Here is a 24,145-nt window from a genome sequence, read left to right as displayed (position 1 = left end):
CTCAATCCTTCTGGCTCACGTCGACCGCAGCGCCGGACCCGCCGCCGTCGCCGCCGCGCAGCGTGTGGGCGGCGACCGTCGCGCCGTGGGTCATGGTCTGGCGGCGGCGCATGGCTTGCGCCCAGGCAGGCGGCCCGGCAGGTCCGGTGTCGTTCGATGGCGTAGCCCCGCCGCTGATCGTGCCGCCGGTAGAAGTTACGGCGGAGCGCGCGCCCTGCCGGAAGTTGTCGCGCAAAGCTTCGGCGGCGCGCCGCAGCGGCGACGTCGCCGCAGCGCCCGCAGTCTGCCCGACCGCTCCGAGCCCGCCAGCGACAGCGCCTGCGCCGGATCGACCGGCGGAGCCCAGCGAATACGCGCCGCTCGCAGCGCCGACTGCGCGCGCGCCGCCCGTTGCGGCGCCGGCGACGGCGCTCGCACCCGCGCCCATGGCGAGCCGTCCGGCCGCGACGCCACCGCCGAGGACGCCACCCGCAGCAAGCGCGGTGCCGGCCGCAGCGCCAGCGCCGAGCTGCGGGCCGCCCGAGACGATGCCGGTCGCGATGCCGGGCCCGAAGATGCCGAGGCCGAGCAGGCAAAGCGAGGCGAGGACGATCACCATGGCGTCCTCGATCGAAGGCTGGACGCCGCCGAACCCGGCGCGGAACTCGTTGAAGAGCGTCGAGCCGATCCCGACGATCACGGCGAGCACGAGCACCTTCACGCCGGAGGAGATGACATGGCCGAGCACGCGCTCAGCCATGAAGGCGGTCTTGCCGAAGAGCCCGAAGGGAATGAGGACGAAGCCGCAGATGGTGGCGAGCTTGAACTCGATCAGCGTGATGAAGAGCTGGATCGCGAGAATGAAGAACGCGAGGATGATGAAGAGCCAAGCGATCAGCAGCGCGAAGATCTGGACGAAATTCTCGAAAAACGAGACCCAGCCCATCAGGTCGGAGATGGATTCGAGGATCGGCCGGCCGGCGTCGACACCCACCTGAGCGACCCGGCCAGGCTGCAACAGCTCGGTGGCGGTAAACCCCGTGCCCGAGGCCTTCAGGCCAAGCCCTGCGAAGCTCTCGAAGACGATCCGCGAAAGCCCGTTCCAGTTGCCGATGATGTAGGCGAAGATGCCGATGAACAGCGTCTTCTTGATCAGTCGGGCAAGGATGTCGTCGTCGGCGCCCCAGCTCCAGAACAGGGCTGCCAGCGTCACGTCGATGACGATCAGTGTGGTTGCGATAAAGGCGACTTCGCCGCCGAGCAGCCCGAAGCCGCTATCGATGTAGCTGGTGAAGACTTCAAGGAAGCGATCGACGACGCCGGTGCCGCCCATGTCAGTTCTCCTTGAGGACTGCGCCGTCGGCGATGCGGGCGGCAGGCCGCGAGCCGGGAGCGAGGAAGCGACGGCGATTCTCAGCCCATGCGCGCAGGCAGTCGGGATCCGATCCGCCGGCGGCGCCGAGCAGCTGACAGCGGCGAAGCTCGATCCGTAGCGGATCGTCGGTGAGGACGGTCGCTGGCGCGATCCGCGGCTCCTCGGGTCGCGCCTGTTGACTTCGGCTCATCTCGATCGCCGTCATCGTGATGGCGATCGCGACGAAGATGACAGCGCCGATGCGGGCGAAGAGCTTCGTGTCCATGCGATCAGTCGTGGAACATCCGGGCATTGCCGGGCTGGTATCCGACGCCGGGTGTCAGGAAGCGGCGCAGCTGCTCGCGTGCTTGCGCCTGGCCGGCTGCGCGCTGCGCCATGTCGAGGGCTTGGGCGCGCCCCTGCGCCGCGACCAGCGCGGTGAGGTCGGCAAGTTGCTGGGACTGAAGGGCGACGAGCTGGTTGCCCGCCTGCGCGGCCTGCAGGGCCCCGTCGGCCGACTGGCTGGCGGTCACGAGCCGGTCGAGCGCCTGACGAGAGCCGTCAATGTTGCCGACCACACCGGCTTGGACCTTCAGCGCGTCCTCGAACGACGCAACGCTGTTTTCCCAGCGGCTCTTGGCGTCGTCGACCAGAGCGCGGTCGTTCCCGGTCAGGTTTGTGCCGCGATAGTTCTGCTCGAACATCGAGTCGATATTCTGGACGTTGTAGGCGAGCCGCTGGGCCTGGCCGAGCAGCTGCTGAGTGCGCTGGAACTGGCTCTGTAGCTCGGCGAGCTGGCTGAGCGGCAGCGACGTGAGGTTGCGGGCTTGGTTGAGGAGCGATGTCGCCTCGTTCTGCAGGCTCTGGATCTGATTGTTGATCTGCTCCAGGGCCCGCGCCGCCTGCAGCACGTTCGAGGCATAGTTGGTTGGGTCGTAAACGATCCCGCCGAACTGGGCGTGCGCCGGCACCGACGCGAGGCCGATCGTGAGGGCGGCTGTCGCAGCCAGCAGGCTGCGGCGGAAGGTATGTTTGGTCATCGCGACAAGTCCTCCTGCGCGGAAGGAAGGAGATCGGCCGCCCAGCCGGCTCCGCGCGCGCGCAGCCAAGCGGCCGCGAAACCGTCGCGGCCATGCTCTTCGATAAGTTCAGCGATGCGTAGCTGGTCCGCCTTGGCGGAAGCGGCGACAAAGGCGATCGCGACTTCGCCGAGCCCTAGCTCGAACAGGCGATTGCCGCGTCGCGATTGGCAGTAATAGTCGCGCTTGGGTGTCGCGCGGCTCAGAATTTCGATCTGTCGGTCGTTGAGACCGAACCGCTCATAGATCGCCGCGATCTGCGGTTCGAAGGCCCGCTCGTTCGGCAGGAAGATGCGCGTTGGGCAGCTTTCGATGATCGCCGGTGCGATCGCGCTGGTTTCGATGTCGGCAAGGCTCTGGGTCGCGAAGATGACGCTGGCGTTTTTCTTGCGCAGGGTCTTCAGCCACTCGCGGAGCTGGGCGGCGAATGCCGGGCTGTCGAGCACGAGCCAGCCCTCGTCGATGATGATGAGGGTAGGCGAACCATCGAGCCGCCCCTCGATGCGGTGGAAGAGGTAGGACAGGACCGCCGCGGCGGAGCCTGCGCCGACGAGCCCTTCGGTTTCGAAGGCTTGGAAATCGGCCTCGCCGAGCCGTTCGTGCTCCGCATCGAGCAGGCGTCCCCAGGGGCCGCCAACGCAGAAGGGCTGCAAAGCCTGCTTGAGAGGCTGGGACTGCAGCAATACGGCGAGACCCGTCAGAGTTCTCTCGGCCGGCGGCGCGGACGCCAGCGAGGTGAGCGCCGACCAAAGGTGCTCCTTGACGCCGGGATCGACGGCGACCCCCTCGCCGGTCAGGATCGCGGCCAGCCATTCGGCGGCCCAGGCTCGCTCCACGGGCTCGTCGGTGCGCGACAGGGGTTGGAGCTGGACACCTTTGCCGGTTTCCTCCGTCAGGCTGCCGCCGAGGTCTTGCCAGTCGCCGCCGCACGCGAGCGCAGCGGCGCGGATCGAGCCTCCGAAATCGAAGGCGAATACCTGGGCATTTTCGTAGCGGCGGAATTGCAGCGCCATCAGCGCGAGCAGCACGGACTTGCCGGCGCCGGTCGGGCCGACGACGAGCGTGTGGCCAACGTCGCCGACGTGAAGCGAGAACCGGAACGGGGTCGAGCCCTCGGTCTTGCCGTAGAGCAAGGGGGGCGCACCGAAATGCTCGTCCCGTTCCGGACCCGCCCACACCGCTGAAAGCGGGATCATGTGGGCGAGATTGAGCGTAGAAACCGGAGGCTGCCGGACATTGGCGTAGACGTGGCCCGGCAAGCTGCCCAACCAGGCTTCGACCGCGTTCATCCCCTCGGCAATGACCGTGAAGTCGCGGCCCTGGATGATCTTCTCGACCAGCCGCAGCTTCTCCGCAGCGATGTTGGGGTCGGAATCCCACACTGTGACCGTCGCGGTGACGTAGGCCTGCGCGACATGGTCGGCGCCCAGCTCCTGCAACGCGAGGTCCGCGTCCGCGGCCTTGTTGGCGGCATCGTTGTCGACGAGCACCGAGGCTTCGTTGGTCATCACCTCCTTGAGGATGGCGGCGACCGACTTGCGCTTCGCGAACCACTGCCGGCGAATCTTGCCGAGCAGTTTGGTCGCGTCGGTCTTGTCGAGCATCATCGCCCGCGTCGCCCAGCGGTAGGGAAATGCGAGCCGGTTGAGCTCGTCGAGCAGACCGGGGAACGTCGCGCTCGGGAAGCCGATGATGGTGAGCGTGCGTAGAAACGACGTTCCAAGACGTGGCTCGAGGCCGCCCGCCAGCGGTTCGTCCGCCAGCAGCCCGTCGAGGTGCATCGGCGTTTCCGGCACCCGAACACGCTGGTGCTTGGTCGACACCGTCGAGTGGAGATAGGTCAGCGTCTCGGCGTCATCGAGCCACGCTACTTCGGGAACGAAGCCTTCGAGGAGCTGGACCAGTCGATCGCTGCGGTCGGCGAAGCCCTTCACCTGCTCCCACGGATTGACACCGGTGCGGGCACGGCCTTCATAAAGCCAGCTCTCTGCGCGCGCGGCGTCTTCGGGTGGCGGCAACCAAAGAAGCGTCAGGAAGTAGCGGCTCTCGAAATGCGAGCCCTCCTCGCGGAACTGCTCTCGGCGTTCGCGCTCGACTAGCGCCGACACGGGGTCAGGGAAGCGGTTGTCCGGATAGGCGTTCGCGGCGACACGCTGCGCTTCGACGAAGATCGACCACCCCGAGCCGAGGCGCCGGAGCGCGCCATTCAAGCGGTGCGTCGTCGCCACAAGCTCGGCCGGCGTCGCCGAGTCCAGATCGGGGCCGCGAAAACGGGCCGAACGCTGGAGCGAGCCATCCTTGTTCAGCACCACGCCTTCGGAGACGAGCGCAGCCCAGGGTAGGAAGTCCGGAAGCGAGGCGGCCTGGCCGCGATATTCGCGTAGCGACATCATGCGCGTCAGACCCGCATCCAGCTCGGGTAGCGCAGGTGTCGCCGCGCCACGTCGACGAACTGGGCGTCACGCTTGGCGGCCCACACCGCCATGAAGTGGCCGATTGCCCAGATGGCGAGGCCGGCGAGCCAGAGGCGCAAGCCCAAGCCGATGGCGCCGGCGAGCGTGCCATTGGCGATCGCAACGGCGCGCGGCACGCCCCCGAGCAGGATCGGTTCGGTCAGCGCGCGGTGGACTGGCGCCATATAGCCGGGGATTGGCTCGCCGGCCGCCATCAGACCAGCGCCCCGCCGCCGAAGCTGAAGAAGCTCAGGAAGAAGCTCGACGCGGCGAAGGCGATGGAAAGGCCGAACACGATCTGGATCAGCCGGCGGAAGCCACCGGAGGTATCGCCGAACGCCAGCGTCAGCCCGGTGACGATGATGATGATGACCGCGACGATCTTCGCGACAGGGCCCTCGATAGATTCGAGGATGCTTTGCAGCGGGGCTTCCCACGGCATTGATGAGCCGGCAGCCTGGGCCGGGCCGGCGGTGAGCGCAGCCAGCATCCCGGCCGCGCCCGCGAAGCGAAGCCGGTGAAGAAGGGACGCCGGGGATAAGCGCCGGCGCGCGATGACATTATTCTGCATCATGCGTCTCCGTGGGGGCTGAGGGAAAAGTCGCCCTGCGCGTCGAGCCCTTCGACGCGGGCGAGTTCGGCCAGACGGCGCTGGGCGCCCCGTCCGCTGAGCACGGCGATCAGGTCGATCGTCTCGGCGATGAGCGCGCGCGGGACGGTCACCACCGCCTCTTGGATGAGCTGCTCCATGCGTCGGAGGGCGCCGAGGCCGGATCCGGCGTGGATGGTGCCGATCCCGCCGGGATGACCGGTGCCCCACGCCTTGAGGAGGTCGAGCGCCTCGGCACCGCGCACCTCACCGATCGGGATGCGATCGGGCCGCAGCCGCAGCGACGATCTGACGAGATCCGCGAGGCTCGCGACGCCATCTTTCGTCCGGAGCGAAACGAGGTTCGGCGCGGCGCACTGCAGCTCGCGCGTGTCCTCGATCAGCACGACGCGGTCGGACGTCTTGGCGACTTCGGCGAGCAGCGCGTTCGTGAGCGTCGTCTTGCCGGTCGAGGTGCCGCCGGCGACAAGGATGTTGCGCCGTTCCGCCACTGCGACGCGCAGAGCGTCCGCCTGTGTCGCAGTCATGATGCCGGTCCAGACGTAGTCGTCGAGCGTGAAGATCGCGACGGCGGGCTTGCGGATTGCAAATGCTGGCGCCGCGACGACCGGCGGGATCAGACCTTCGAAGCGCTCACCGGTTTCCGGCAGCTCGGCGGAAACACGGGGGCGATCCGCATGGACCTCGGCACCGATATGATGCGCCACCAGACGGATTATGCGTTCGCCGTCTGCGGCGGTCAGGGTGTGTCCGGTATCGGCGAGGCCCGAGCCGAGCCGATCAATCCAGAGGCAACCGTCGGGATTGAGCATCACCTCGACGATGCCCGGATCGTCGAGCCAGGCCGCGATCGACGGTCCCAGCGCCGTGCGAAGCATCCGCGCGCCGCGCGCGCTGGCTTCGGACCGGAGAGGATGAGTGGACACGCCCGCAACCCTCGACAGGGCGGCCGACACACCGTGCGCCGGCGCCCGCGGACGCCTAAGAAGACCTTGGAATCTTCAATCGCAACAGCCGTTTGCGGCGAGCGTAGTGTGGCGCAGAAAGACAAAGAGACGGCGGGTTTGACAGCTGCGCCATTCCGTCCCTGCGCGGGCGATGCCCGATGGCGAAGGCGGCGCGCTGGTCAATCGTCGCGGGAAACGACGTCCGTCGACAGTTCGGCGCCGAGTTTAGGGCCCAGCTCCATGCGCCGGCTCAGCGCCTCGACGAACGCTTGGTAGCGCTCGCGACCCATCGCTTGCGCGGCCGCTAGCGCGGTGTCGGGAAGTGGGGCGTTGTTGGTCAACCAGAAGCGGACGAACAGCGCGATGGCCTCGTTGCCGAGTTCGGTGTGCCAGGCGATCCGATCAGCCTGTCGGTTAAGGCGGTCGAGTCTGCGGGTGAACGCCGCCTCCAGGCGCTCCGAGCCGTCCGGCGACAAGAAGGACGCGAGGGCCGTTTCGACGAGCTGGGCCTGGCTGACGCGCTTGCGGGCGGCATAATCCGCAAGCTGCGTCGACAGGTCGGGCGGCAGGCGGAAGGTGTGCTTGATGCGCTTGGCGGTCACAGTTCGATGCCGTCATTGGGGTCCAGCGCGGCGCGCTGCGCGGCTCCGCGCATCTGGTCCTGCATCCGTCGGGCCCTCACAGCGTCGGCATCCGCCCCAGCTTCATCGCGAAAGACGAACTCCTGTCGCGGCCGCTTCGGCAGCGGCGCGACGTCTTCATGTCGCTGGAGTTCGGGCTCGCGCCGAATGCCTCCGTCGGCGGGATCAGAGTTATGCGCCGTGGGCGGCGGAGCTGTCGGCCGCGCGATGGCCGCAAGCTTGCTCCAGTCGTCCGTTGGCGGCCGCACTGGTCGGTTCGATTCCGGCAGCTTGCCGATGCGCTGCGACAGCCGGGGATCTTCGAAATATCGAGCCTTCTTTGCGCGGATCGGCTGCACGCCTGACACCATGACGATCTCGTCGCTGGGCGGGAGTTGCATGATCTCGCCGGGAGTAAGCAGCTGGCGCGCTGTTTCCGAGCGCGACACCATCAAATGGCCGAGCCACGGTGATAGCCGGTGGCCGGCATAGTTCTTCATCGCGCGCATCTCTGTCGCGGTGCCCAAAGCATCCGACACACGTTTCGCGGTCCGCTCGTCGTTGGTCGCGAAGCTGACCCGGACATGGCAATTGTCGAGGATCGCGTTATTGGGCCCGTAGGCCTTCTCGATCTGGTTAAGCGACTGCGCGATCAGAAAGGCTTTCAACCCGTAGCCCGCCATGAAGGCGAGCGCGCTCTCGAAGAAGTCGAGGCGGCCAAGCGCCGGGAACTCGTCGAGCATCAAGAGCAGGCGGTGCCGACCGGCTGCGGGCTTCAGCTCTTCCGTCAGGCGCCTCCCGATCTGGTTGAGCACAAGGCGGATCAGGGGCTTGGTGCGGCTGATGTCCGACGGTGGCACCACCAGATAGAGGGTCACCGGCTCTTTGGCCGAGACGAGATCCGAGATCCGCCAGTCGCATCGCCGCGTCACCTGGGCGACCACCGGGTCGCGGTAGAGGCCGAGGAACGACATGGCAGTGGATAGCACGCCAGACCGCTCGTTCTCTGACTTGTTCAACAGCTCTCGGCCTGCCGAAGCGACCACCGGGTGGACGCCAGCGTCGCCGAGGTGTGGCGTCGACATCATCGCCGCCAGCGTCGCTTCGATCGTGCGGCGCGGATCGGAGAGAAAGGCGGCGACGCCGGACAACGTCTTGTCGGCCTCGGCATAAAGAACATGAAGGATCGCGCCGACGAGGAGCGCGTGGCTGGTCTTCTCCCAGTGATTACGGCGCTCCAGCGACCCCTCGGGGTCGACCAGCACGTCGGCGACGTTCTGGACATCACGAACCTCCCACTCGCCGCGGCGCACCTCGAGGAGCGGATTGTAGGCGGCGGACTCCGCATTGGTCGGGTCGAACAACAGCACGCGGCCGAACCGACCGCGGAAACCGGCGGTCAGACCCCAGTTCTCGCCCTTGATATCGTGGACGATCGCCGACGCCGGCCAGGTCAGCAGTGAGGGCACGACCAAGCCGACGCCCTTACCGCTGCGCGTCGGAGCGAAGCACAGCACATGCTCCGGACCGTCGTGGCGGAGATAACGCGGTCCAAGCTTGCCGAGCACCACACCGTCGTCGCCGAGCAGTCCCGCCGCGTGCGCTTCACGTTCCGTCGCCCACCGCGCCGAGCCATAGGTTTGCGCGTTCTTCACTTCGCGCGCGCGCCATACCGACATGGCGATCGCGACGATGATCGCGATGAAGCCGCTCGAAGCTGCGATGTAGCTGCCGGTCAGGAAGATGTGAGGCGCATAGGCGTCGTAGGAGAACCACCACCAGAAGAACGCCGGCGGCGGATAAAGGGGATAGTCGCCCAGCGTGAACCATGGCGGACCGAGCTGAGCCTGATAGCCCAGCGCCTGCGCGGTCCATTGCGTGGCGCCCCAGACGCCGGCGAGAACGATGAGCCCGACGGCGAGGAGCTGCCCCCAGAGGATCTTGGTCGCGGACATTCCGTCATCTCCTTCGCTTGAGGAGGTCGGGTCGGATGTGCCGTTTGTTCAACAGGTTTGAGGCCTGGTCGCACCGAGGCGCAGGAAAACAGACGCTGGCGTAGCTATCCGATCCGCGCGGGTGTGGCTGGCATTGGGGACAGAGCGGTCGTTTCCGGTTTGCCACCAAGCCGGCTGCTTTCGACAAGAGCGGACGTATCAGCCTTGCGAGAGTGCCATGTTCGATCGGCTGATGCTGGGCCGATTGTGGACTGGCAGCTTTCAGGTGATCACGCGCAAGAATCGGACGCTTCGCGCAATGCGATCCGGCCAGCGGGAAAACCCATGCTGGCTCGCGCCATGCCGTCGATCATGGCGCTGCTGAGGCGACTAGTTTCATTAAGGCGAAAGCGCTCCAGGTGCTACTCGCCTTTGATCAACTGGCCTTTTTACGTCTGATTGATCCCTAACGGTTTCGTCCTTCACTGACCTTGTGGGTGAATGCTTGCGCGGGCCTAGAAAAAAATCGGCGCTGTAACTATCCTTTTGAAAAAATCGGCGGGCGGGGAACCTCATGTCTCAGGACGACCTATTTGCTGAGGAGAGCACGCTGGAGCTTCCAGCGGTCCGCTACGGGCCGGTGCGCGTTGCTGTTGGTGTCGTTGAAGCAATTTTGCGCCCGGCTTCCACCGTTGAAGCAAAGCGTGTCGGCGAAGTCCTCGTCTCAGCGCGCTTGAAGGAGCCTCTCTACCAGACCACCAATGGTCAGCGGCTGGTAGTCACGACGCGTAAGAACATCGCGCGTCCGAGCGACGCCGACGGTGTTCTGCTGCAGAGCGAGAGCGGCAAGCTCTCGTGGTTACACCACCGTCTCATTGAAGAACTTGAAGGCGAAGCGGCGAAGCATGGCTGGCCAGCGGTTGTCCGCAAGCGTGCTGAGCAATGGAACGGACGGTTTTCCTTTCGCGCGGAGCAACCGAACGAGGATGGTAGCGTCGACGAGGATAAGCGCGGGCTTCGGCCGCCGCAGCTCGGCGCACTGCACGCGATTGGCGCCCACTGGAGCATCAACACGCAGCCGGCGACCATCGTCATGCCAACCGGGACCGGTAAGACCGAAACGATGTTGGCGGCGCAAGCGGCTTACCTGCGCAAACCATTGCTGGTAGTCGTGCCGTCCGACGCGTTGCGGTCTCAGACCGGTAGAAAGTTTCTCACCTTTGGCCTTCTTCGCTTCTTGAAAGTGCTGCCGGACGACGTGCCGAACCCTATCGTCGGTCTCGTACGCAAAGTGCCAAAAACGACAGATGACCTGGAGATTTTTGACCGCTGCAACGTGATCGTTGGGACGATGGACTCGCTAGCGGATAGCTCGGCCGAAGGTGTCTGGCCGGAAATTGCCGAGCGGATCGGTGCGCTCGTCATCGATGAGGCCCACCATATCAGCGCCAAACGCTGGACGAGCTTTCGCGAGGCATTTTCTGGCAAACCGATTTTGCAGTTCACGGCGACGCCGTTCCGCCGAGACGGGCAATTGGTGGATGGGCACGTCATCTACTCGTACCCGCTGCATCGGGCACAGCAGGATAAGTATTTCAAGCCCATCACCTTCGAGCCGGTCTATGAGACACTGGCCGCCAACGCCGATCAGGCGATCGCCGAAACGGCGGTGGCCCGCTTGCGGGAAGATTTGAGCCAAGGTCTCAATCATCTAATGATGGTCCGGTGCTCGCGGATCGAGCGGGCTCGGGCCGTGTTCGATATCTACAAGGCCCTAGCGCCCGATCTGAAACCGCTGCTTGTTCACTCGGACATGGGCGATACCCAGCCGGCGATCGATGCTTTGAAGGCCGGTGACAGTCGGATCGTCGTCTGCGTCAACATGCTTGGCGAAGGGTTCGACCTGCCGGAGCTCAAAGTCGCGGCGGTCCATGACCTCCACAAGAGCTTGGCGATTTTGCTGCAGTTCACCGGCCGATTTACGCGCAGCGCTGCCCCGAATATCGGCAATGCGACTGTCATTGCGAACATCGCCGAGCCCAACGTGTCAGAAGCGCTCGAGCGGCTTTACAGCGAGGACGCTGACTGGAACGAGCTGCTGAGCGAGTTAAGTTCGGCCGCAGCCCAGGAACATGCCCGGCTGGTCAAATTCCTCAACGAAGCAAAGCGCTTGGACAGCGGGCCGGACGATGAGGACGTGCCGATTTCACATAAGCTGCTCAAGCCCGGCATGAGCACATTGTTCTATCAGGCAGACAAATTCACCCCAAAGGCATTCCATGACGGGCTGCCGTCGTCGATGGTGCCATATCGGGTCTGGCTGCACTCGCCTTCAAGCACATTGTTCTTCGTCACCCGCTCCGAACCCACGGTCAAATGGAGCCGGTCGAAGTCCGTGAAAGATCGGACATGGACGCTGTTCGTGCTACATTACGATGCGGCGCGAAAACTTCTCTACCTCTCCTCCTCGGACAAAAGCTCGGCGTTTCCAGACCTAGCTACGGCGGTCGGGGCGGGAAAAATCATCAATGGGGACGTGGTGTTCCGGGCGATGGGTCGGAACACTCGACTCATCTTCCAAAATCTGGGCGTGAAGAAGCACGGTCGTCGCAACCTGTCCTATGCGAGTTATACCGGCGCGGAAGTGGTCACCGCCCTCAGCCAAGCGGAGAAGAGCGGCTCGCTCAAGGCGCTGTTGAGCGGCATCGGCTGGGAGGGTGGAAAGCAAGTCACCATCGGTTGCTCGGCGAAAGGGCGAGTGTGGTCGCGCGAACAGGGTCCGATCCCGCGCTTCAATGAATGGTGCGAAGCGGTGGGTGACAAGCTGCTCGACAGTTCAATCGACACAACCAAGCTGATCGACAACGTGCTGCTGCCGACCGAGATCACAGCGCTGCCGGCCGTTGAATTACTGAGCATCGAATGGCCCTACGAAATTTTGAGCCAGGCGGAGGAGCGGGTCGGGTTCGCCGACGGCACACGCGAACAGACGCAAACGATGTTCGAGCTTCGCATCACGGGATCTGACGTGTCGGCGAACACAATCGATTTTGAAATGATTGAAGCGACGTTTGGGAGTTGGGCATCGTTCCAATTCACGCTGGGCGGGGCCGAGGAATTCAAGGTCGAGCAAATTTCGGGCAACCCGCTTACGGTCACAATCGGCAAGCTCTCCGCGCGGCTAGCGGCATATTTCTCGGAATACCCTCCGCTTTTCCGGTTCGTCGACCTCTCGGAGCTCGACGCGAACCTGCACATCGTGCCGCAAACGCCCTATGATCTTACGATTGAAGATGACCGGTTCGAGGTGTGGACGTGGAAGGATGTCGATCACAAGAAAGAGTCGATATGGAAGGGCAGCGCGGTTCGCAAGGACTCCATTCAATGGCACGTCGCGCAGCAATATCTGGGAGAGGATTTCGACATCGTCATCGACGACGATGACAGCGGCGAAGCGGCCGATCTCGTTTGCCTGAAGGTCACTGAGGACGCCATCCGCATGGCGCTCGTGCATTGTAAGTTCTCGGGCGGTTCCACGCCTGGCGAGCGTGTGAAAGATGTGATCGAGGTCTCGTCGCAGGCGCTGCGGTCGGCTCGCTGGGTCGGAAAATTCCCGCAACTCGTGCAACACCTCAAGGCGCGGAACGAGCCGGCAAAACGCGGTGGCCGCCCGACCCGCTTTCTTAGAGGGGACGCAACCGCTCTCAACCGGATCGTCAAACTCCATCGGTTCCGCCCGATCAAGACGGAAATCCTGATCGCGCAGCCTGGTTTGTCAAAATCCAAGCGAACCAAACCGCAATCGTCGGTCTTAGCGGCTGGTCTGACCTACGTGAAAGAAACCGTGGGCATCGACGTGACAATCCTCTGCAGCGAGTGATGCTCTGCGCTGAGCTCGCTTTGCGGACCTGGTTCACCGGATTGTGATGCCCGTGATTAGAGCGCTAAGCTGCTCATGGGACGCAACCCGCTTGCGACGCTAGAGCGGTTCGCCGACTACATATCTGGGCCTAGCTATAGCCATGATGATAGATACGGATTGCGACGATTTGACCCTCTCGAAGAGTTGGTGAACTGAGTGACGACCCGGCAGGCGTCACCCGCGCGGCGGCTACGATCGGGACGGTTGTCACGCTGAGCGACTGATAGCGCGCCTCTGGTCAATTCTTGAACGTCTCGATCTCGGCCTCGATGCCGTTGAGCCGAAGTATCAGCGCGACCGCCTGCGCCCAGGCCACCGCGCGGTCGAACGACTGGGTCGGAATCGGGCTGAACGCGACTGCGCCGCCATAGCCGTCGCGCTCCCCGGAACCGTGCTTCAGCAGCCAGCGCGCCAGCCCGCGCCGCGCGTCTGGCACCCGGACCAGCGCGCTGCCGACCTCGCCCTCGGCGATCGGTGCATAGCCGACGATATACATCGGCGTCGGCACCATCTCCTCGCCGGCGCGCACGCCAGCATCGTTCGCCCAGCGCCATAGCTGCGCCCAGTCATCATCGCCGTGCGGACCCGGCGGCAGGATCGGCACGTCGCCCGGCTCGACTGCCTGCGCGTCGCGCCTCCCTGGAAACGCGGTCGATAGCGACGGCAGCTTGCCCGGATTCATGTTCCAGCCGGTGCCGAGCACGGCGGTTTCCCCCGCGCGGTTGCGCACCCGCATCATCACGTCGAAGCGGACGCCGATTCCGTCCTTCCATTCGTTGAGCTTGACCGCTTCGGGCTGCGCCTTGGTCAGGCCGACATAGAACTGGCCGGCAAGATAGCGCCAGTCCTCGGGATCGATCCCCAGCTCGTCGATGATGAAGGCTGCCTTCGGACCACCGTCCTTGTGCTCGCGATTGAACAGATAGTGCGTGAACTTGCCCTCGGGCATCAGCGCCTCGAGCACGTCCTCTTTCTGGCCGACCGCGTTCAAGGCAAAGGTCTTGCGCTCGGCATTGAGAAAGAAAACTCGGCCCATCTCGTCGAGCACGCGCCGCTCGATATTGGGCGCCGCCTTGCGCGCCATCGCCGCTGCCGCTTGCGCACCGCGCTCGGACAACGCGGCGCTGGGCAGGCCGTCCGGCCCTTCGCGCTGCAGCCAGCCATAGTCCTTCCAGACGAGACCGCGCGGCTTGAAGGACGCAGCACCTCCCCAATCGGGATCCTCGTCGCCGTCGATCGTCCGCTCATGATAGACCGTCCCGTCGACGATCGCCGCGGCATAGATCAGGCCGTCGAAGAACCCGCCGCGATGCACCGGGTTGCCGGGATCGAGCGCGAAGCCGCCCACATAGCCCGGCACTTCCTTTAAATCGCGATCGACCTGATCGCGCACCTCGTCCGACAGCGCCGACAGCGCGACGCATTCATAGGTGTGGCGGCGAAAGATGCGCTCGCCGGCTTCGCGCTCGACGCTGCTCCAGCCGCCGCCCAACGAATCGAGCCATTCCCAGATCACGTATTTGTAGACGTCGAGGTCGCTCGATACCGTCCGACCGCTGCCCGACTTGGTGCCGTGCACCGCAGTCGTGCGATCGGCGAAGCCGAGCAAAGAGGGCAGGCCGGCGCGCACCTGCGTGCGTACCGATCCGACCGGGTCCGCGTGCGACACCGCACCGAATACCGCCGCGACGAAATCCTCGAGCGGTGAATCCGGCAGGCCGTCGGCGCTGCCGTCGAACAGAAAGGCATAGGCGCTCGTCGTCATCGTTTCATCCTCGGTCGATCAGGAGCCGTACGCCCTGCCGGCTGCTCGGCCGGAACAGCCGCATGTTCCCTTCCGAGAACGGATTGGCGAGCTCGTGCACGGTGATCGCGTGCGGGTCGAGGACATGCGAGATGTAGAGGATCTTCCAGATGCCCTGCCGCTCGTCGGCGAATTGCACTGCCGCTTCCACCTGCGAGCGCTCCAGATCGATATATTTGGGGTCACCGCTATGGCCTTTGACCTCGTAATAGAGCCCGCCGCGCGAGCGCGGCACGTGAAAGTCGTAGCCGCGATCGACGATCGTCTTGAGGCACAGATAGCGCCGCCCGATTGACGAGATCCAATGTTCGTCGGCGAAATTGCGCACCGTGCGCTGCAGATGAACATAAGCGGCATATTCGCCGGCGAACCCGATCAGGTCGCGCTGCGCGTCCGTTAGGAAGAAAGGGTCCTTGCCGCCTTCGCTGCGCCCCCGCTTGCGCGGGGCGCGGTCGTCCCCTTCCGGGAACGGACGGAGCTCGGCTGGGCCCGAGCGGGTCTGGAACGCTTTGCTCGCCAGGCCGGCCGCGAGCGCGTCCGCGACCTTCTGGAACGACGCGCTTTCCCCGCCCTCGACCGGAACACCCCCGAACGTCATCGTCCGATCGCGCCGCGCGTCGTCGTCGCGGCGGCGCTGCTCAGCGCGCGCCTGCTGGTCGAGATCGTCGGCGACCAGCCCCAGCGCGTCTAGCGCGGTCGTGGCAGGCATCCCCGCCGGCCAAAGGCCGCCGTGCGCGAGTGCTGCCGGCAGGTCGTCCGGCGCCACGCTCGCAAAATCGAACGCGCCGGTCGCGAGCGCGTCGCGCACGATCGTTTCTGCCTTCGCCGTCCAGACCCCCGGCAGGCTGCGACCTGGCACCTTCGCCACCCACGCTGCCGCCACGCGCCGGATCTGCTCGGCCTCGGCCGTCAGGATTGCACGATTGCGCTGGCGCAGCGTATCGACGCTCGCGTCAGCAGTGCCGCTACTCGCCGGCAAGGCGCTGACCGCCAGCGCCTCGATCCGCGCATCGATCACCGCATCGTCGAGCGCGTCGTGCGTTTCGACCCAGCCGGGATCGAACGTGATCCAGTCGAGCGCGAGCGCGGCGCGATAGGCCGCGAGATCGATTGCGGCACGATCGCTCGCTGCAAACGCGTCGCGCACCCGGTCGGCAAGCGATGCCCGCCGCTCGTCGACCCGTTCCTCGAATGCCCGGGTTAGCGCGCGCTCGAAGCGCAGCGGCGGGAAGCGGGGGCCGAGCGCGGCGCACGCGGCATTGAACGTGGCGAGCTCAACCCCGAGCCCGCGTCGCAACTCGTCGAGACCTTCCGCCTCGCGGCACGCCGTGACCAAGGCGCGCGCCGTATCGGCATCGGCGCCACTCGCCATCAACGCCATGACGATGTCGTCATCCTCGACCAGCGACGCCTCGCGATCGAGCAGCGCCTGCGCCGCCTCAATCCCTATGAACGCACCGACGATCGGTGCAAGCCAGTCCATGATCCGGCGGCTGCCGGCCCGAAGCGCGCGCTGGATCTCACGGACCCGTGCAACCGGCTGGCAGAATGCCGCGGCGACTGCCTCATCATCGGGCGGCGTCAGTGTGCCGGCGATCATCGGCTGGTTCGCGCCGATCGCGAGGAATGCCATCCGGAAATCGGTCAGCAGCCAGGCGCGGCCGAGCGCCAGCGCAATGCCGCTCGCCAGCCGGCCAAGCATCGGCCAGTCGAGATCGCCCCCGGCACTCTCGACCAGGATCGTCGGCCGCTCGGGGTGCGGCACCGGCAGCACGCCGGCGAGCATGTCGGGAAGCGGTCCCGTCCGCCCGTCGATCTCGACCGCGACATCGCGCGCGCGCACGAGCCGCAGCCGGCGGAAATCGTCGTAGAGCGCTTGGCGGCTGCGCGGCGTGCTGCGGTTGATCGCGCTATTATGGAACTCGAGCGCGAGCACCGCGATCTCGGCTAGCCAGTCGCGGCCCTCCGCGACCAGCCGCCGCCGCTCCGCGGCAAGGTCGAGCTCCTCGCCATCGACGATGATCCTCGGAGTCACCGCATCAGCCAGCCGGACCGTCTCCGCGTCCCGCGCCGCCAGCGCATCGGTCGCCGCCTTCGCCGTGCCTAGCGGCACCGACAGCAAGCGATGCCCCAGCGCCATCAGCAGGTTGTCGAGCGTCGGATCGGCGCCGCCGCTCACAAAGAGCGTCTGAGGGTCGGCCTTGTCGGGGACGTAAGCGGCGAGCCGCCCTATGACCTGGACCGCCAGCGTCAGCCCGGCACCGAGCGCCGGTCGCGGGTTGAGCTCGTGCCAGTCGGTCCATGCCTGACGATACTCGCTGCGGAACGCGACATGCTCATGCTCGGCAATGCCGCGCGCGAGCGTTTGTCCCAGCTCGTCAAGCCGCGCCGGCGCGCTTGCCCGATCGTTCCACAGCCTCAATCCGAGCCGTCCGGCGAGTGCCTCGCCTACCGCGACGCTGCCATCGATCGCGTCGCGGATTGGCCGTTCCAGGCGCGGCAGGAAATAGGGCAGGCTGTCGCCGCGTGGCGCGAACCAGCACGCCGCCGGCGTCTTCCAGCTGAGCTCGTCTGCGAACATGACCGGCAGCCACGCCGCATCTGTGAGGAACGCCTGAAGCGGGCTCGGCCACGGCACCGTGTCGCTCATCCCGCTCGTGCGGCTGAGGATGGTCGTGAAATAACGTTGGTCGAGATCGGCGAGCATGGCGACCACTAGGCTGGCATAGGCCTGTTTTGCGCGGTCGCTCATTGCTGGGTGCTCGGCCTGGAGCGGCAGCGCGAACAACGTCTCGCCGGTCGAATAATTGCCGCTCTGATAGCCGAACCCACGCGTCACCTTCTTGAGCGCGACCCGCCAGCTCGGCCCCAATCGCGCCTCGATCGTGAACGCCTCACCGTAACCGCGCCTGAGCCCGATCCAGTCGCTAACCCAATGCGTCTCGGCCTTGTAGAGGAGTGGCGTTAGCCCGTCCTTCACGCCGAGCAGGCCGAGGAACTGGACCCAGTCCGCCGCACTCCCGCGCTCACGCAGCGGCCAGGCCTCCCAGGAGGCGAGGAGGCTGTCGCACAGCGTCTTCGCCGCCCGCGAGACCGGACCGACCGCATCGCACAGCCCTTGCAACAAATCGCCTTGCGTACCGCGCCAGCCCGCACCGAACCGCGTTCCGCCCGCCGGCCGCAACCGGCCGTCCGCGGTTGGTACCGGCAGCTGCGCCGCGCGCAGCGCGCGCTCGACCTCGGTCGATTTGTGCGACATCCAGGCGCCGAACGCCCAGTTGATCGCGGCGAGCGCCGTCTGACGTGCCGGGCGCTTGCCTAGCAATCGGCCCATCCCGGCGATCACCCGGGGCAGGCTATAATCGGTCGCGAGCCCCGCACTCACGAACGCGGCGGTCACCGCCTGCGGCCAGGACAGCGCCGCGTCGGCGAACTGCATTCGGTTGGCCACCGCCTTAGGCGGGAACAGGCTCGTGCCCGCCAATCGCTTGCGCCGCCGCGTCGCATGCTCGGGGTCGGCACTGATGAATAGCTCGCGCTCACCGAGCGTGTCGGGCGCGTTCGCCGCGCCCAGGCTGCCGTCCTCCAGCCGGAAAATGACCGCGCCTTTCAGATGCGGGAGCGCCGCGCGTGTCGCCGCCACGTCGTGGTAGAAATCTTCCCAGTTTTGCTTGGTCGCCTTCCGCCGTCGGCCGGCGAGGTCGCTGGCAAGCAGCGGCACCCATCCGGCGATCGTCGCGCCGTCGGGCTCCAGCTGGAAGTCGGTGTCCTTGAGCAGCGCTTGCAACGCTTCGATCCGTCGCGTGCCGAGACTTCTGCGCAGCATCGCGATCCCGCACGCCCGCACCAGCCACTGGCCATCGATGATCCGGTGATCGGCGTCGGTCCAGTCATAGATGTCGGCCAGCCGCGCCCAGCGACGCTGATCGTCACCACGGCGTACTGCCGGCAGCAGCAGATCGTCGAGTGGCAGCGCCGTCCGCTCGCACGCGTTGAATAGCCGCTCGGGATCCGCTGCCCAGGCGAGCGCATCGACAGCCGCGGCCGAATAGGCGAGCGACGTCGTATCCGAGGCCGCGATCGTGCGCGCGACGGCGAGGCACAGGTCGGCGACGCTATCGAGCAGGAAGGCGTTGAGCGGATTGTCGAGATCGAGGTCGCGCCGATTGGCATTGGGATAGAAGGGCGCGTCGAGGCAACCGTTGAACGGCGCTACCGTATCCATCGGCAGAAAGGCGTAGAACGTACCGGCCCGCGCTTCCTGCGACAGCGGCAGCGCGACCGAAACAGTCGGCGCCCCCTTCCATTCGCGCCAGCGCTCGACCGGATGGTTCGCCGCTACGGCCTTGTCGACGCTTGCGCGGAACCCGGCATCGTCGACCGCCATCCGGCCAACCAGATAGCGGTGGCGATCGACCGCTACTTCCTCAAGCGTGAGGGATCGCCCAAAGCGCGAGTGCTCGCTCCCCTTGCTAGTTCGACGCAGTTCCTTGCGCTCGCACTGTCCGTCCCGATCGATCGTTTCAAGCATCAACGATTCGAGCCGGTCGAGGAACAGCGTCATCGGCGCCTTCTCGTCGACGAGAAACTGCATCTCCTCAACCGCGCGTCCGGTCGCGATGGCGTCGCGCAGCGGCAGCCGGATCACCGTCGAAAAGCCCTCGGCAGCCAGGGCATCCATCGCTGGTTTCGCCGGTGGCACCGGCACCGGCAGCGGCAGCTGCAGTCGGTGAACCCGTCCCACTACCGCTGGCGCCATCGCCGCCTCGCCTGCCGCGTCGAGCCAGGCGCGTTCGTCGGTCGGCGCGGCGAACCGGAAGCAGAAGCCGTCAAACCATGTCGCGCCTGCATCGAGCTTAGAGAAAATTTGCACGTCGTCGGACAACAGCTCGACGCTCCGGAACCCCAATCCCTTGTGCCCGATGAAATTGCCGGGCGTCTTGTTGCTCATCGCCGGGTTAGAGATCGCGTCGACATTGTCTGCAGTGAAGCCATCACCGTTGTTCGCGATGAGAATCGTGCCGTTCGGCCCGTCGCTCAGATCGAGCCGCAACAGAATGCGCGGAGTCAGGGCGGTTCGAGCGCCATCGTAGGCATTCTGGATCAGCTCACGGAGAACCCGCCGCGCATAGAGATTGGCCGCTTCTTTGGTAAGCTCGCGCATCGCCTCGTCGCGCTTTGAGCCGGCCTTCGCGTTGTTGAGGGTGACCCCCATTTCGCGATCGAAGATCGCTTGGACGAACGCGGCCGCGGCCGCTGCGTTGGCAATGCCGCGAACCGTCAAGACAGGAGCTTCAAATGCGATATTCGTTTGCGGCATAGACTCTTTTGATCATCGACGACGATCCACTCTAATCCAACCGGCAATAGAGCGCGAGCAACGCGATCGACCGCTTCAAGTGAAGGGCAGCGACTGACGGCCCAGCAGGACGCAAGAAGCGCCGACGCTCCGCCGCGCCGACCTAGACGCCTACAATCATTCGTTAGTGAAGAGAAATGAGCTGCTGCCGGTTCCGCGGACACGAGGTTAAGCTACCTGCGCTTGCCGCTCGAGCTCAATGGGGCTGAGATAGCCCAAGGTCGAGTGCCTGCGCGTCGGATTGTAGAAGCGCTCGATATAGTCGAACACGTCTGCCTTCGCGTGATTGCGCGTTCAGTAGGTTTTACGCCCGATCCGCTCGGTCTTCAGTGAGGAGAAGAAGCTCTCCATCGCCGCGTTGTCTCAGACGTTGCCCGACCGGCTCATCGAGCAGGTCACGCCGTTGTCGGCCATCAGCCGCTGGAACTGCTCGCTGGTGTATTGGCTGCCCTGGTCCGAGTGATGCAGCAAGGCATCGGGCTTTCCACGCCGCCAGATCGCCATCATCAGCGCGTCGGTCACGAGCTGGGCGGTCATGCTGCCCTTCATCGACCAGCCGACCACCCGCCTGGAGAACAGGTCGATGACGACGGCGACGTACAGCCATCCCTCGGCGGTCCAGATGTAGGTTAAGTCTGCCACCCACCTCTGGTTGGGCGCCTCGGCCGTGAACTGGCGGTCGAGAACGTTGTCCGCGATGACGGACCGCATGCCGTTGACGCGACGCGCACCGTGCGTCCGATAGCTGGAGATGAAGCTAGCGCGGACCCTGGCGCCAAACTCCTCGTCGCTCCGGGCGCGGGCACTCGGCACACGGACCAGCCAGGCGTGAAAGCCGCTGCGCGAAATACCGAGCGCTTCGCAGATCCACGATACGGGCCAGATCTCTCGGTGCTTCGCAACGAACTCGAACCTCATATCGAGTCCTTGGAGAAGTAGGCCGCCGCTTTTTTAGGATGTCGCGCTCCGCCTTCATCCTGGCCAGCTCGCGGCGCAGCCGCTTAATTTCCTGCTGCTCGGGTTTCATCACGCCGTGACCAGGAAACGCCGATCCCGGGTCCGCCGCCTGCTCACGCACCCACTTGCGCAACACGTTCTCGTGCAGGTTCAGACCGCGGGCAGCCTGCGACACCGATACCCCACGTTCCCGAACCAGCTTCACCGCCTCGAGCTTGAACTCGCGGCTGAACTTCCGTCGTTGCATCCACACCTTCCGGTTCCAAAAACACCCTATCTCGGTGTCCACGGAACCGGCAGCAGCTCAGAATGGCGGGTTCTGAAAGGAGCCGCCATTCCCACGCACGCCTTGGAACGGCGTGAGTTGATCGGGAGCTGACCTAGGCGCGCTATATGCCGAGGCCTCGGGTCCGACCTATCGTCCAGTCGACCGTACCACCGGGTGTTAACGTGCCCGCGACGTGCCGTCCAAGGCTGTGTTCGATTGCCGGGCGCCATGGCACGAGCTGGAAACACAGACCGTCGTCGATCATTGCGAAGCGGCCGGATGACAGGTTGATGCGCTCACGGTAGGTGCCTGAGACCAGCTCGCCAGACGCCGATGGCCGATGCGCGAGACCTGTCCGCGCCGAGATTGTTGCGGCTGCATCCGTCAGCTCGCGCTTGGCCAGCGTGTCGAGCAGATCGCGCTGGAAGATGACCGCCTGCCCCTGGCGCCGCGCCAGTCCGCCGTCGACGAGATGGTCGGCGCGGGCGGCCATGGCGTCCCGAACCTCTTGACCAAAGCCATTGCCCGTCGCGACAGGCGTGCGGCTGAGATTTTGGCGGTCGAGCCATGTCGCGCCTGGCGCCGTCACTTGAGCCTCGATCGACAGGTCGGACCGGACGGCGAACGACTGACGCCGGGCGCCTTTCGCATCATCCCATGACCGAAGCTCCAGGATCGCGCCCGGGCTGGCATCGCCCGTCATGTCGAGGTCGGAGAAGGTGAGATGGTGGGTCCGGCCGTCGACACCATCGATCACTGCATAGGCCGAGCCCGTCAGTTCGTCGTGGAGGCCCCGTGCCACGAGCCTGCCGATCACCGGATCGGTCGCGGCTTCGCCGTGGATCGCGAACCCCGAAGGGTCCGGCGACCGACCCGCGTCGCTGAGCGTGCGGTGCATCGTCTTGATGATGTCGTTGCGCACCGCGAGGTCACGCAACGTAGTCTCTACCCCGGGCTTCAGCGTCCAAGAGGCTGGCTCAGCCGGATCGGCGAGGCCCATCCGCTCCAGCCTCGCGGCGCGACTTAGCAGGAGAGCACGCCGGTCCTCGCTGATCGGAATGCCGGGCTGCAGGTTGGCGATGCCGCCGCCTTCATCGGCGAGCGACTGGAGGTGCCGGTCGAGGCTCGTCCAGCGGTCGGCCGTCACCTCCCGCACGAGCGCGCGGTGGATCTCATGCTCGGTGCGCGGGCCCAGCTCCAACGTCACCCGCTCCTCCGCGCACTGGCGCATGCCCTCCTTGATGTAGCCCCGGTCGATAACGAGGTCCGCGCCATCGTCGGCGCGGCCACGCACCAAAACATGGATGTGCGGGTTGTCCGTATTCCAATGATCGACGGCAACCCAATCGAGATTGGTCCTCAGGTCGCGGGCCATGTCGCCCATCAGTTCCCGCGTGAAGCCTCGAAGGTCTTGCATCTCTCCCGCGTCCTCGGGCGAGATGATGAAGCGGAAGTGGTGGCGGTCTCCGTCGCAGCGCTCGGCGAAGGCGTCCCGGTCGGTGGCATCTGACGACTGGTCGAACATCGCAGCGTCACGTCCGTCGCGACTGACTCCGTCGCGCTCAAGGTAAGAGATGTGTCGGGCGAGCGGCGCGGCTCGAAACCGGCTGCCGCCGTGCCGGATCACGCGGGCCATGATCACCACCCGCCGCTGGCCGGGCAAACGGCGGCCGGCGAGCGCCGCCGCCCGGCCGCGGCCATGCCGTCCGGTGCCGCCACCGCGCCGACCCGCAGCGCCCGTGCGCGTGTAGCCCGCCCGCATCGCCGCTTGCTTGACCTGGGCGGCCAGCTTCTTGCCCTGCCGTCCGGCTCCCGCCCCCCTGTCCCGGGCCGGTGACGGCCGGACGGGGAACTCGTAATCGTCAGCGTCCATCGCACCTGGTCCCGCAAGAAACGAGTGGCGACGGCGCGGCGCGCGTTGATTTCTCACGGTTTTCGGAGCCAAGCGACGGCTTGGTGCTGCCGATGCCGGCGCAAATTATCATTACGATCCAATCACATGCGCCCCGTCCGACGGCGGCGCTTTTATCTTGCCATCGTCTGGTTGTTTGGTCTTCCAAGACCCGAAATCTGCGCCTCTCTACCCCACAGACCGCTACCGTTCGCCTTCCTACGAGATGCCCTGCGATCATGGACGCCGGCCGGAAAGAGGGACGAACAGGCTGGCGAGCGTGCGGTTGGAATGCGCATCGGCCGACGTCGCGATGGGCGCTGAAACGCTCGGCGACTGCTGCGGGACAGCCGGCCCCGCCGCACGTTCGGCAGCCGCCCAGTTGCGAGCGAACAGGCTCGCGCGCGTCCACGCCAGCGGGTCCGGTAGCGCGGCCGGCTGCACCGCTGTGCTGCCGTCGACGTGCGGGGCGAGGCGCGCGAGATAGCCGCGCGTCTCCGCTGGAAGCGTGCGGCCGGCGAGGTAATCCTCGTAGCGGCCCGGCCCCGCATTGTAGGCGGCGAGGAAGCCGGGCGAGCCATAGCGATTATACATCTCACGCAGGTACGCGGCGCCTGCCATGATGTTGTCGCGCGGATCATAGGCGTTCGGGCCTAGGCCGTACCGCGACCGCAGGTCGGCATAAGTCGCGGGCATGATCTGCATCAATCCCATCGCTCCCTTGATCGACCTCGCTGTCGCATCGCCTGCGCTCTCGACGCCCATCACCGCGCGGATCCATGCCTCGGGAATGCCGAAACGCTGCGCCGCCTCGGCAACATAGGAGTCGATGGACGTCACGCTCTGGGGCGGCGCGATCGTCGTTTGCGCGCGCGCCGGCGATACGGGCCCGAGCGAGCCCGCTGCCACCACCGTCGTCAGTGCGACGGCGGCGGCGCGAAACACCGGGCGTGTTGCACGACGCACCG

Annotated in this window: 14 protein-coding genes and 1 pseudogene; 1 reads left to right on the top strand and 14 read right to left on the bottom strand. The window is 65.8% G+C overall.

Annotated features, from left to right (window positions below; genetic code table 11):
- Position 1: 1 nt before the first annotated feature.
- From trbL to AC3ANX_RS00850, 9 genes are all read right to left on the bottom strand, one after another.
- Positions 2–1,312 carry a P-type conjugative transfer protein TrbL gene (gene trbL / locus AC3ANX_RS00890; RefSeq protein ID WP_488335176.1) on the bottom strand — a complete coding sequence of 437 codons (1,311 nt, stop codon included), beginning with the start codon at positions 1,310–1,312 and terminating at the stop codon, positions 2–4.
- A 1-nt stretch (position 1,313) separates the two neighbouring features.
- Entirely contained in the window at positions 1,314–1,619 is a 306-nt protein-coding gene (trbK-alt, locus tag AC3ANX_RS00885) for a putative entry exclusion protein TrbK-alt (RefSeq protein ID WP_488335175.1), read from the bottom strand.
- A 4-nt stretch (positions 1,620–1,623) separates the two neighbouring features.
- A complete protein-coding gene (gene trbJ / locus AC3ANX_RS00880) occupies positions 1,624–2,373 on the bottom strand; it encodes a P-type conjugative transfer protein TrbJ (RefSeq protein ID WP_488335174.1) in 750 nt (249 codons plus the stop codon).
- On the bottom strand, positions 2,370–4,805 hold the full coding sequence (gene trbE / locus AC3ANX_RS00875; RefSeq protein WP_488335173.1) for a conjugal transfer protein TrbE: 2,436 nt from the start codon (positions 4,803–4,805) through the stop codon (positions 2,370–2,372). Before trbE ends, trbJ begins: the two co-directional genes overlap by 4 nt.
- Before the next feature lie 5 nt (positions 4,806–4,810).
- Positions 4,811–5,080, bottom strand: coding sequence for a VirB3 family type IV secretion system protein (locus tag AC3ANX_RS00870; RefSeq protein WP_488335172.1), 270 nt, complete (start codon positions 5,078–5,080; stop codon positions 4,811–4,813).
- On the bottom strand, positions 5,080–5,355 hold the full coding sequence (locus AC3ANX_RS00865; RefSeq protein WP_488335171.1) for a TrbC/VirB2 family type IV secretion system protein: 276 nt from the start codon (positions 5,353–5,355) through the stop codon (positions 5,080–5,082). The genes AC3ANX_RS00870 and AC3ANX_RS00865 overlap by 1 nt, the downstream gene beginning before the upstream one ends.
- Before the next feature lie 80 nt (positions 5,356–5,435).
- Positions 5,436–6,353 (bottom strand): P-type conjugative transfer ATPase TrbB, encoded by a 918-nt coding sequence (trbB, locus tag AC3ANX_RS00860; protein ID WP_488336850.1) that lies wholly within the window; start codon positions 6,351–6,353, stop codon positions 5,436–5,438.
- Between the two features lie 248 nt (positions 6,354–6,601).
- Positions 6,602–7,024: a CopG family transcriptional regulator gene (locus AC3ANX_RS00855; RefSeq protein WP_488335170.1), complete on the bottom strand. Its 423-nt coding sequence runs from the start codon at positions 7,022–7,024 to the stop codon at positions 6,602–6,604.
- The gene (locus AC3ANX_RS00850) at positions 7,021–8,997 is read right to left on the bottom strand and encodes a conjugal transfer protein TraG (RefSeq protein ID WP_488335169.1); all 1,977 of its coding nucleotides are present in this window, start codon (positions 8,995–8,997) and stop codon (positions 7,021–7,023) included. The genes AC3ANX_RS00855 and AC3ANX_RS00850 overlap by 4 nt, the downstream gene beginning before the upstream one ends.
- A 553-nt stretch (positions 8,998–9,550) precedes the next feature.
- Here AC3ANX_RS00850 and AC3ANX_RS00845 point away from each other — a divergent pair.
- Positions 9,551–12,856, top strand: a complete 3,306-nt coding sequence (locus AC3ANX_RS00845) for a DEAD/DEAH box helicase (protein ID WP_488335168.1) — start codon at positions 9,551–9,553, stop codon at positions 12,854–12,856.
- Positions 12,857–13,136: 280 nt separating this feature from the next.
- Here AC3ANX_RS00845 and AC3ANX_RS00840 read toward each other — a convergent pair whose 3' ends face one another.
- The 5 genes and pseudogenes from AC3ANX_RS00840 to AC3ANX_RS00820 all read right to left on the bottom strand — a co-directional run bounded on the left by AC3ANX_RS00840 (position 13,137) and on the right by AC3ANX_RS00820 (position 24,143).
- Entirely contained in the window at positions 13,137–14,663 is a 1,527-nt protein-coding gene (locus AC3ANX_RS00840) for a DUF6883 domain-containing protein (RefSeq protein ID WP_488335167.1), read from the bottom strand.
- Between the two features lie 4 nt (positions 14,664–14,667).
- Positions 14,668–19,917 carry a sacsin N-terminal ATP-binding-like domain-containing protein gene (locus AC3ANX_RS00835; RefSeq protein ID WP_488335166.1) on the bottom strand — a complete coding sequence of 1,750 codons (5,250 nt, stop codon included), beginning with the start codon at positions 19,915–19,917 and terminating at the stop codon, positions 14,668–14,670.
- A 312-nt stretch (positions 19,918–20,229) separates the two neighbouring features.
- A pseudogene (locus AC3ANX_RS00830) lies at positions 20,230–21,265 on the bottom strand (IS3 family transposase).
- 142 nt (positions 21,266–21,407) lie between these two features.
- A complete protein-coding gene (locus AC3ANX_RS00825; protein ID WP_488335165.1) occupies positions 21,408–23,159 on the bottom strand; it encodes a relaxase/mobilization nuclease domain-containing protein in 1,752 nt (583 codons plus the stop codon).
- A gap of 255 nt (positions 23,160–23,414) precedes the next feature.
- Positions 23,415–24,143 carry a lytic transglycosylase domain-containing protein gene (locus tag AC3ANX_RS00820; RefSeq protein ID WP_488335164.1) on the bottom strand — a complete coding sequence of 243 codons (729 nt, stop codon included), beginning with the start codon at positions 24,141–24,143 and terminating at the stop codon, positions 23,415–23,417.
- Positions 24,144–24,145: the final 2 nt, after the last annotated feature.

It is taken from the genome of Sphingomonas sp. BRN-1R, from assembly GCF_057748035.1.
This window is presented reverse-complemented; position numbering and strand designations above follow the sequence as displayed.

Bases quoted from the DNA above. Each gene is read 5' to 3' on its own strand.
- AC3ANX_RS00840 (WP_488335167.1), bottom strand. From the start codon at position 14,663: ATGACGACGAGCGCCTATGCCTTTCTGTTCGACGGCAGCGCCGACGGC.
- AC3ANX_RS00845 (WP_488335168.1), top strand. From the start codon at position 9,551: ATGTCTCAGGACGACCTATTTGCTGAGGAGAGCACGCTGGAGCTTCCA.
- AC3ANX_RS00835 (WP_488335166.1), bottom strand. From the start codon at position 19,917: ATGGGGGTCACCCTCAACAACGCGAAGGCCGGCTCAAAGCGCGACGAG.
- trbE (WP_488335173.1), bottom strand. From the start codon at position 4,805: ATGATGTCGCTACGCGAATATCGCGGCCAGGCCGCCTCGCTTCCGGAC.
- AC3ANX_RS00865 (WP_488335171.1), bottom strand. From the start codon at position 5,355: ATGCTGGCTGCGCTCACCGCCGGCCCGGCCCAGGCTGCCGGCTCATCA.
- trbK-alt (WP_488335175.1), bottom strand. From the start codon at position 1,619: ATGGACACGAAGCTCTTCGCCCGCATCGGCGCTGTCATCTTCGTCGCG.
- trbB (WP_488336850.1), bottom strand. From the start codon at position 6,353: ATGCTTCGCACGGCGCTGGGACCGTCGATCGCGGCCTGGCTCGACGAT.
- AC3ANX_RS00850 (WP_488335169.1), bottom strand. From the start codon at position 8,997: ATGTCCGCGACCAAGATCCTCTGGGGGCAGCTCCTCGCCGTCGGGCTC.
- trbJ (WP_488335174.1), bottom strand. From the start codon at position 2,373: ATGACCAAACATACCTTCCGCCGCAGCCTGCTGGCTGCGACAGCCGCC.
- AC3ANX_RS00870 (WP_488335172.1), bottom strand. From the start codon at position 5,080: ATGGCGGCCGGCGAGCCAATCCCCGGCTATATGGCGCCAGTCCACCGC.
- AC3ANX_RS00825 (WP_488335165.1), bottom strand. From the start codon at position 23,159: ATGGACGCTGACGATTACGAGTTCCCCGTCCGGCCGTCACCGGCCCGG.
- trbL (WP_488335176.1), bottom strand. From the start codon at position 1,312: ATGGGCGGCACCGGCGTCGTCGATCGCTTCCTTGAAGTCTTCACCAGC.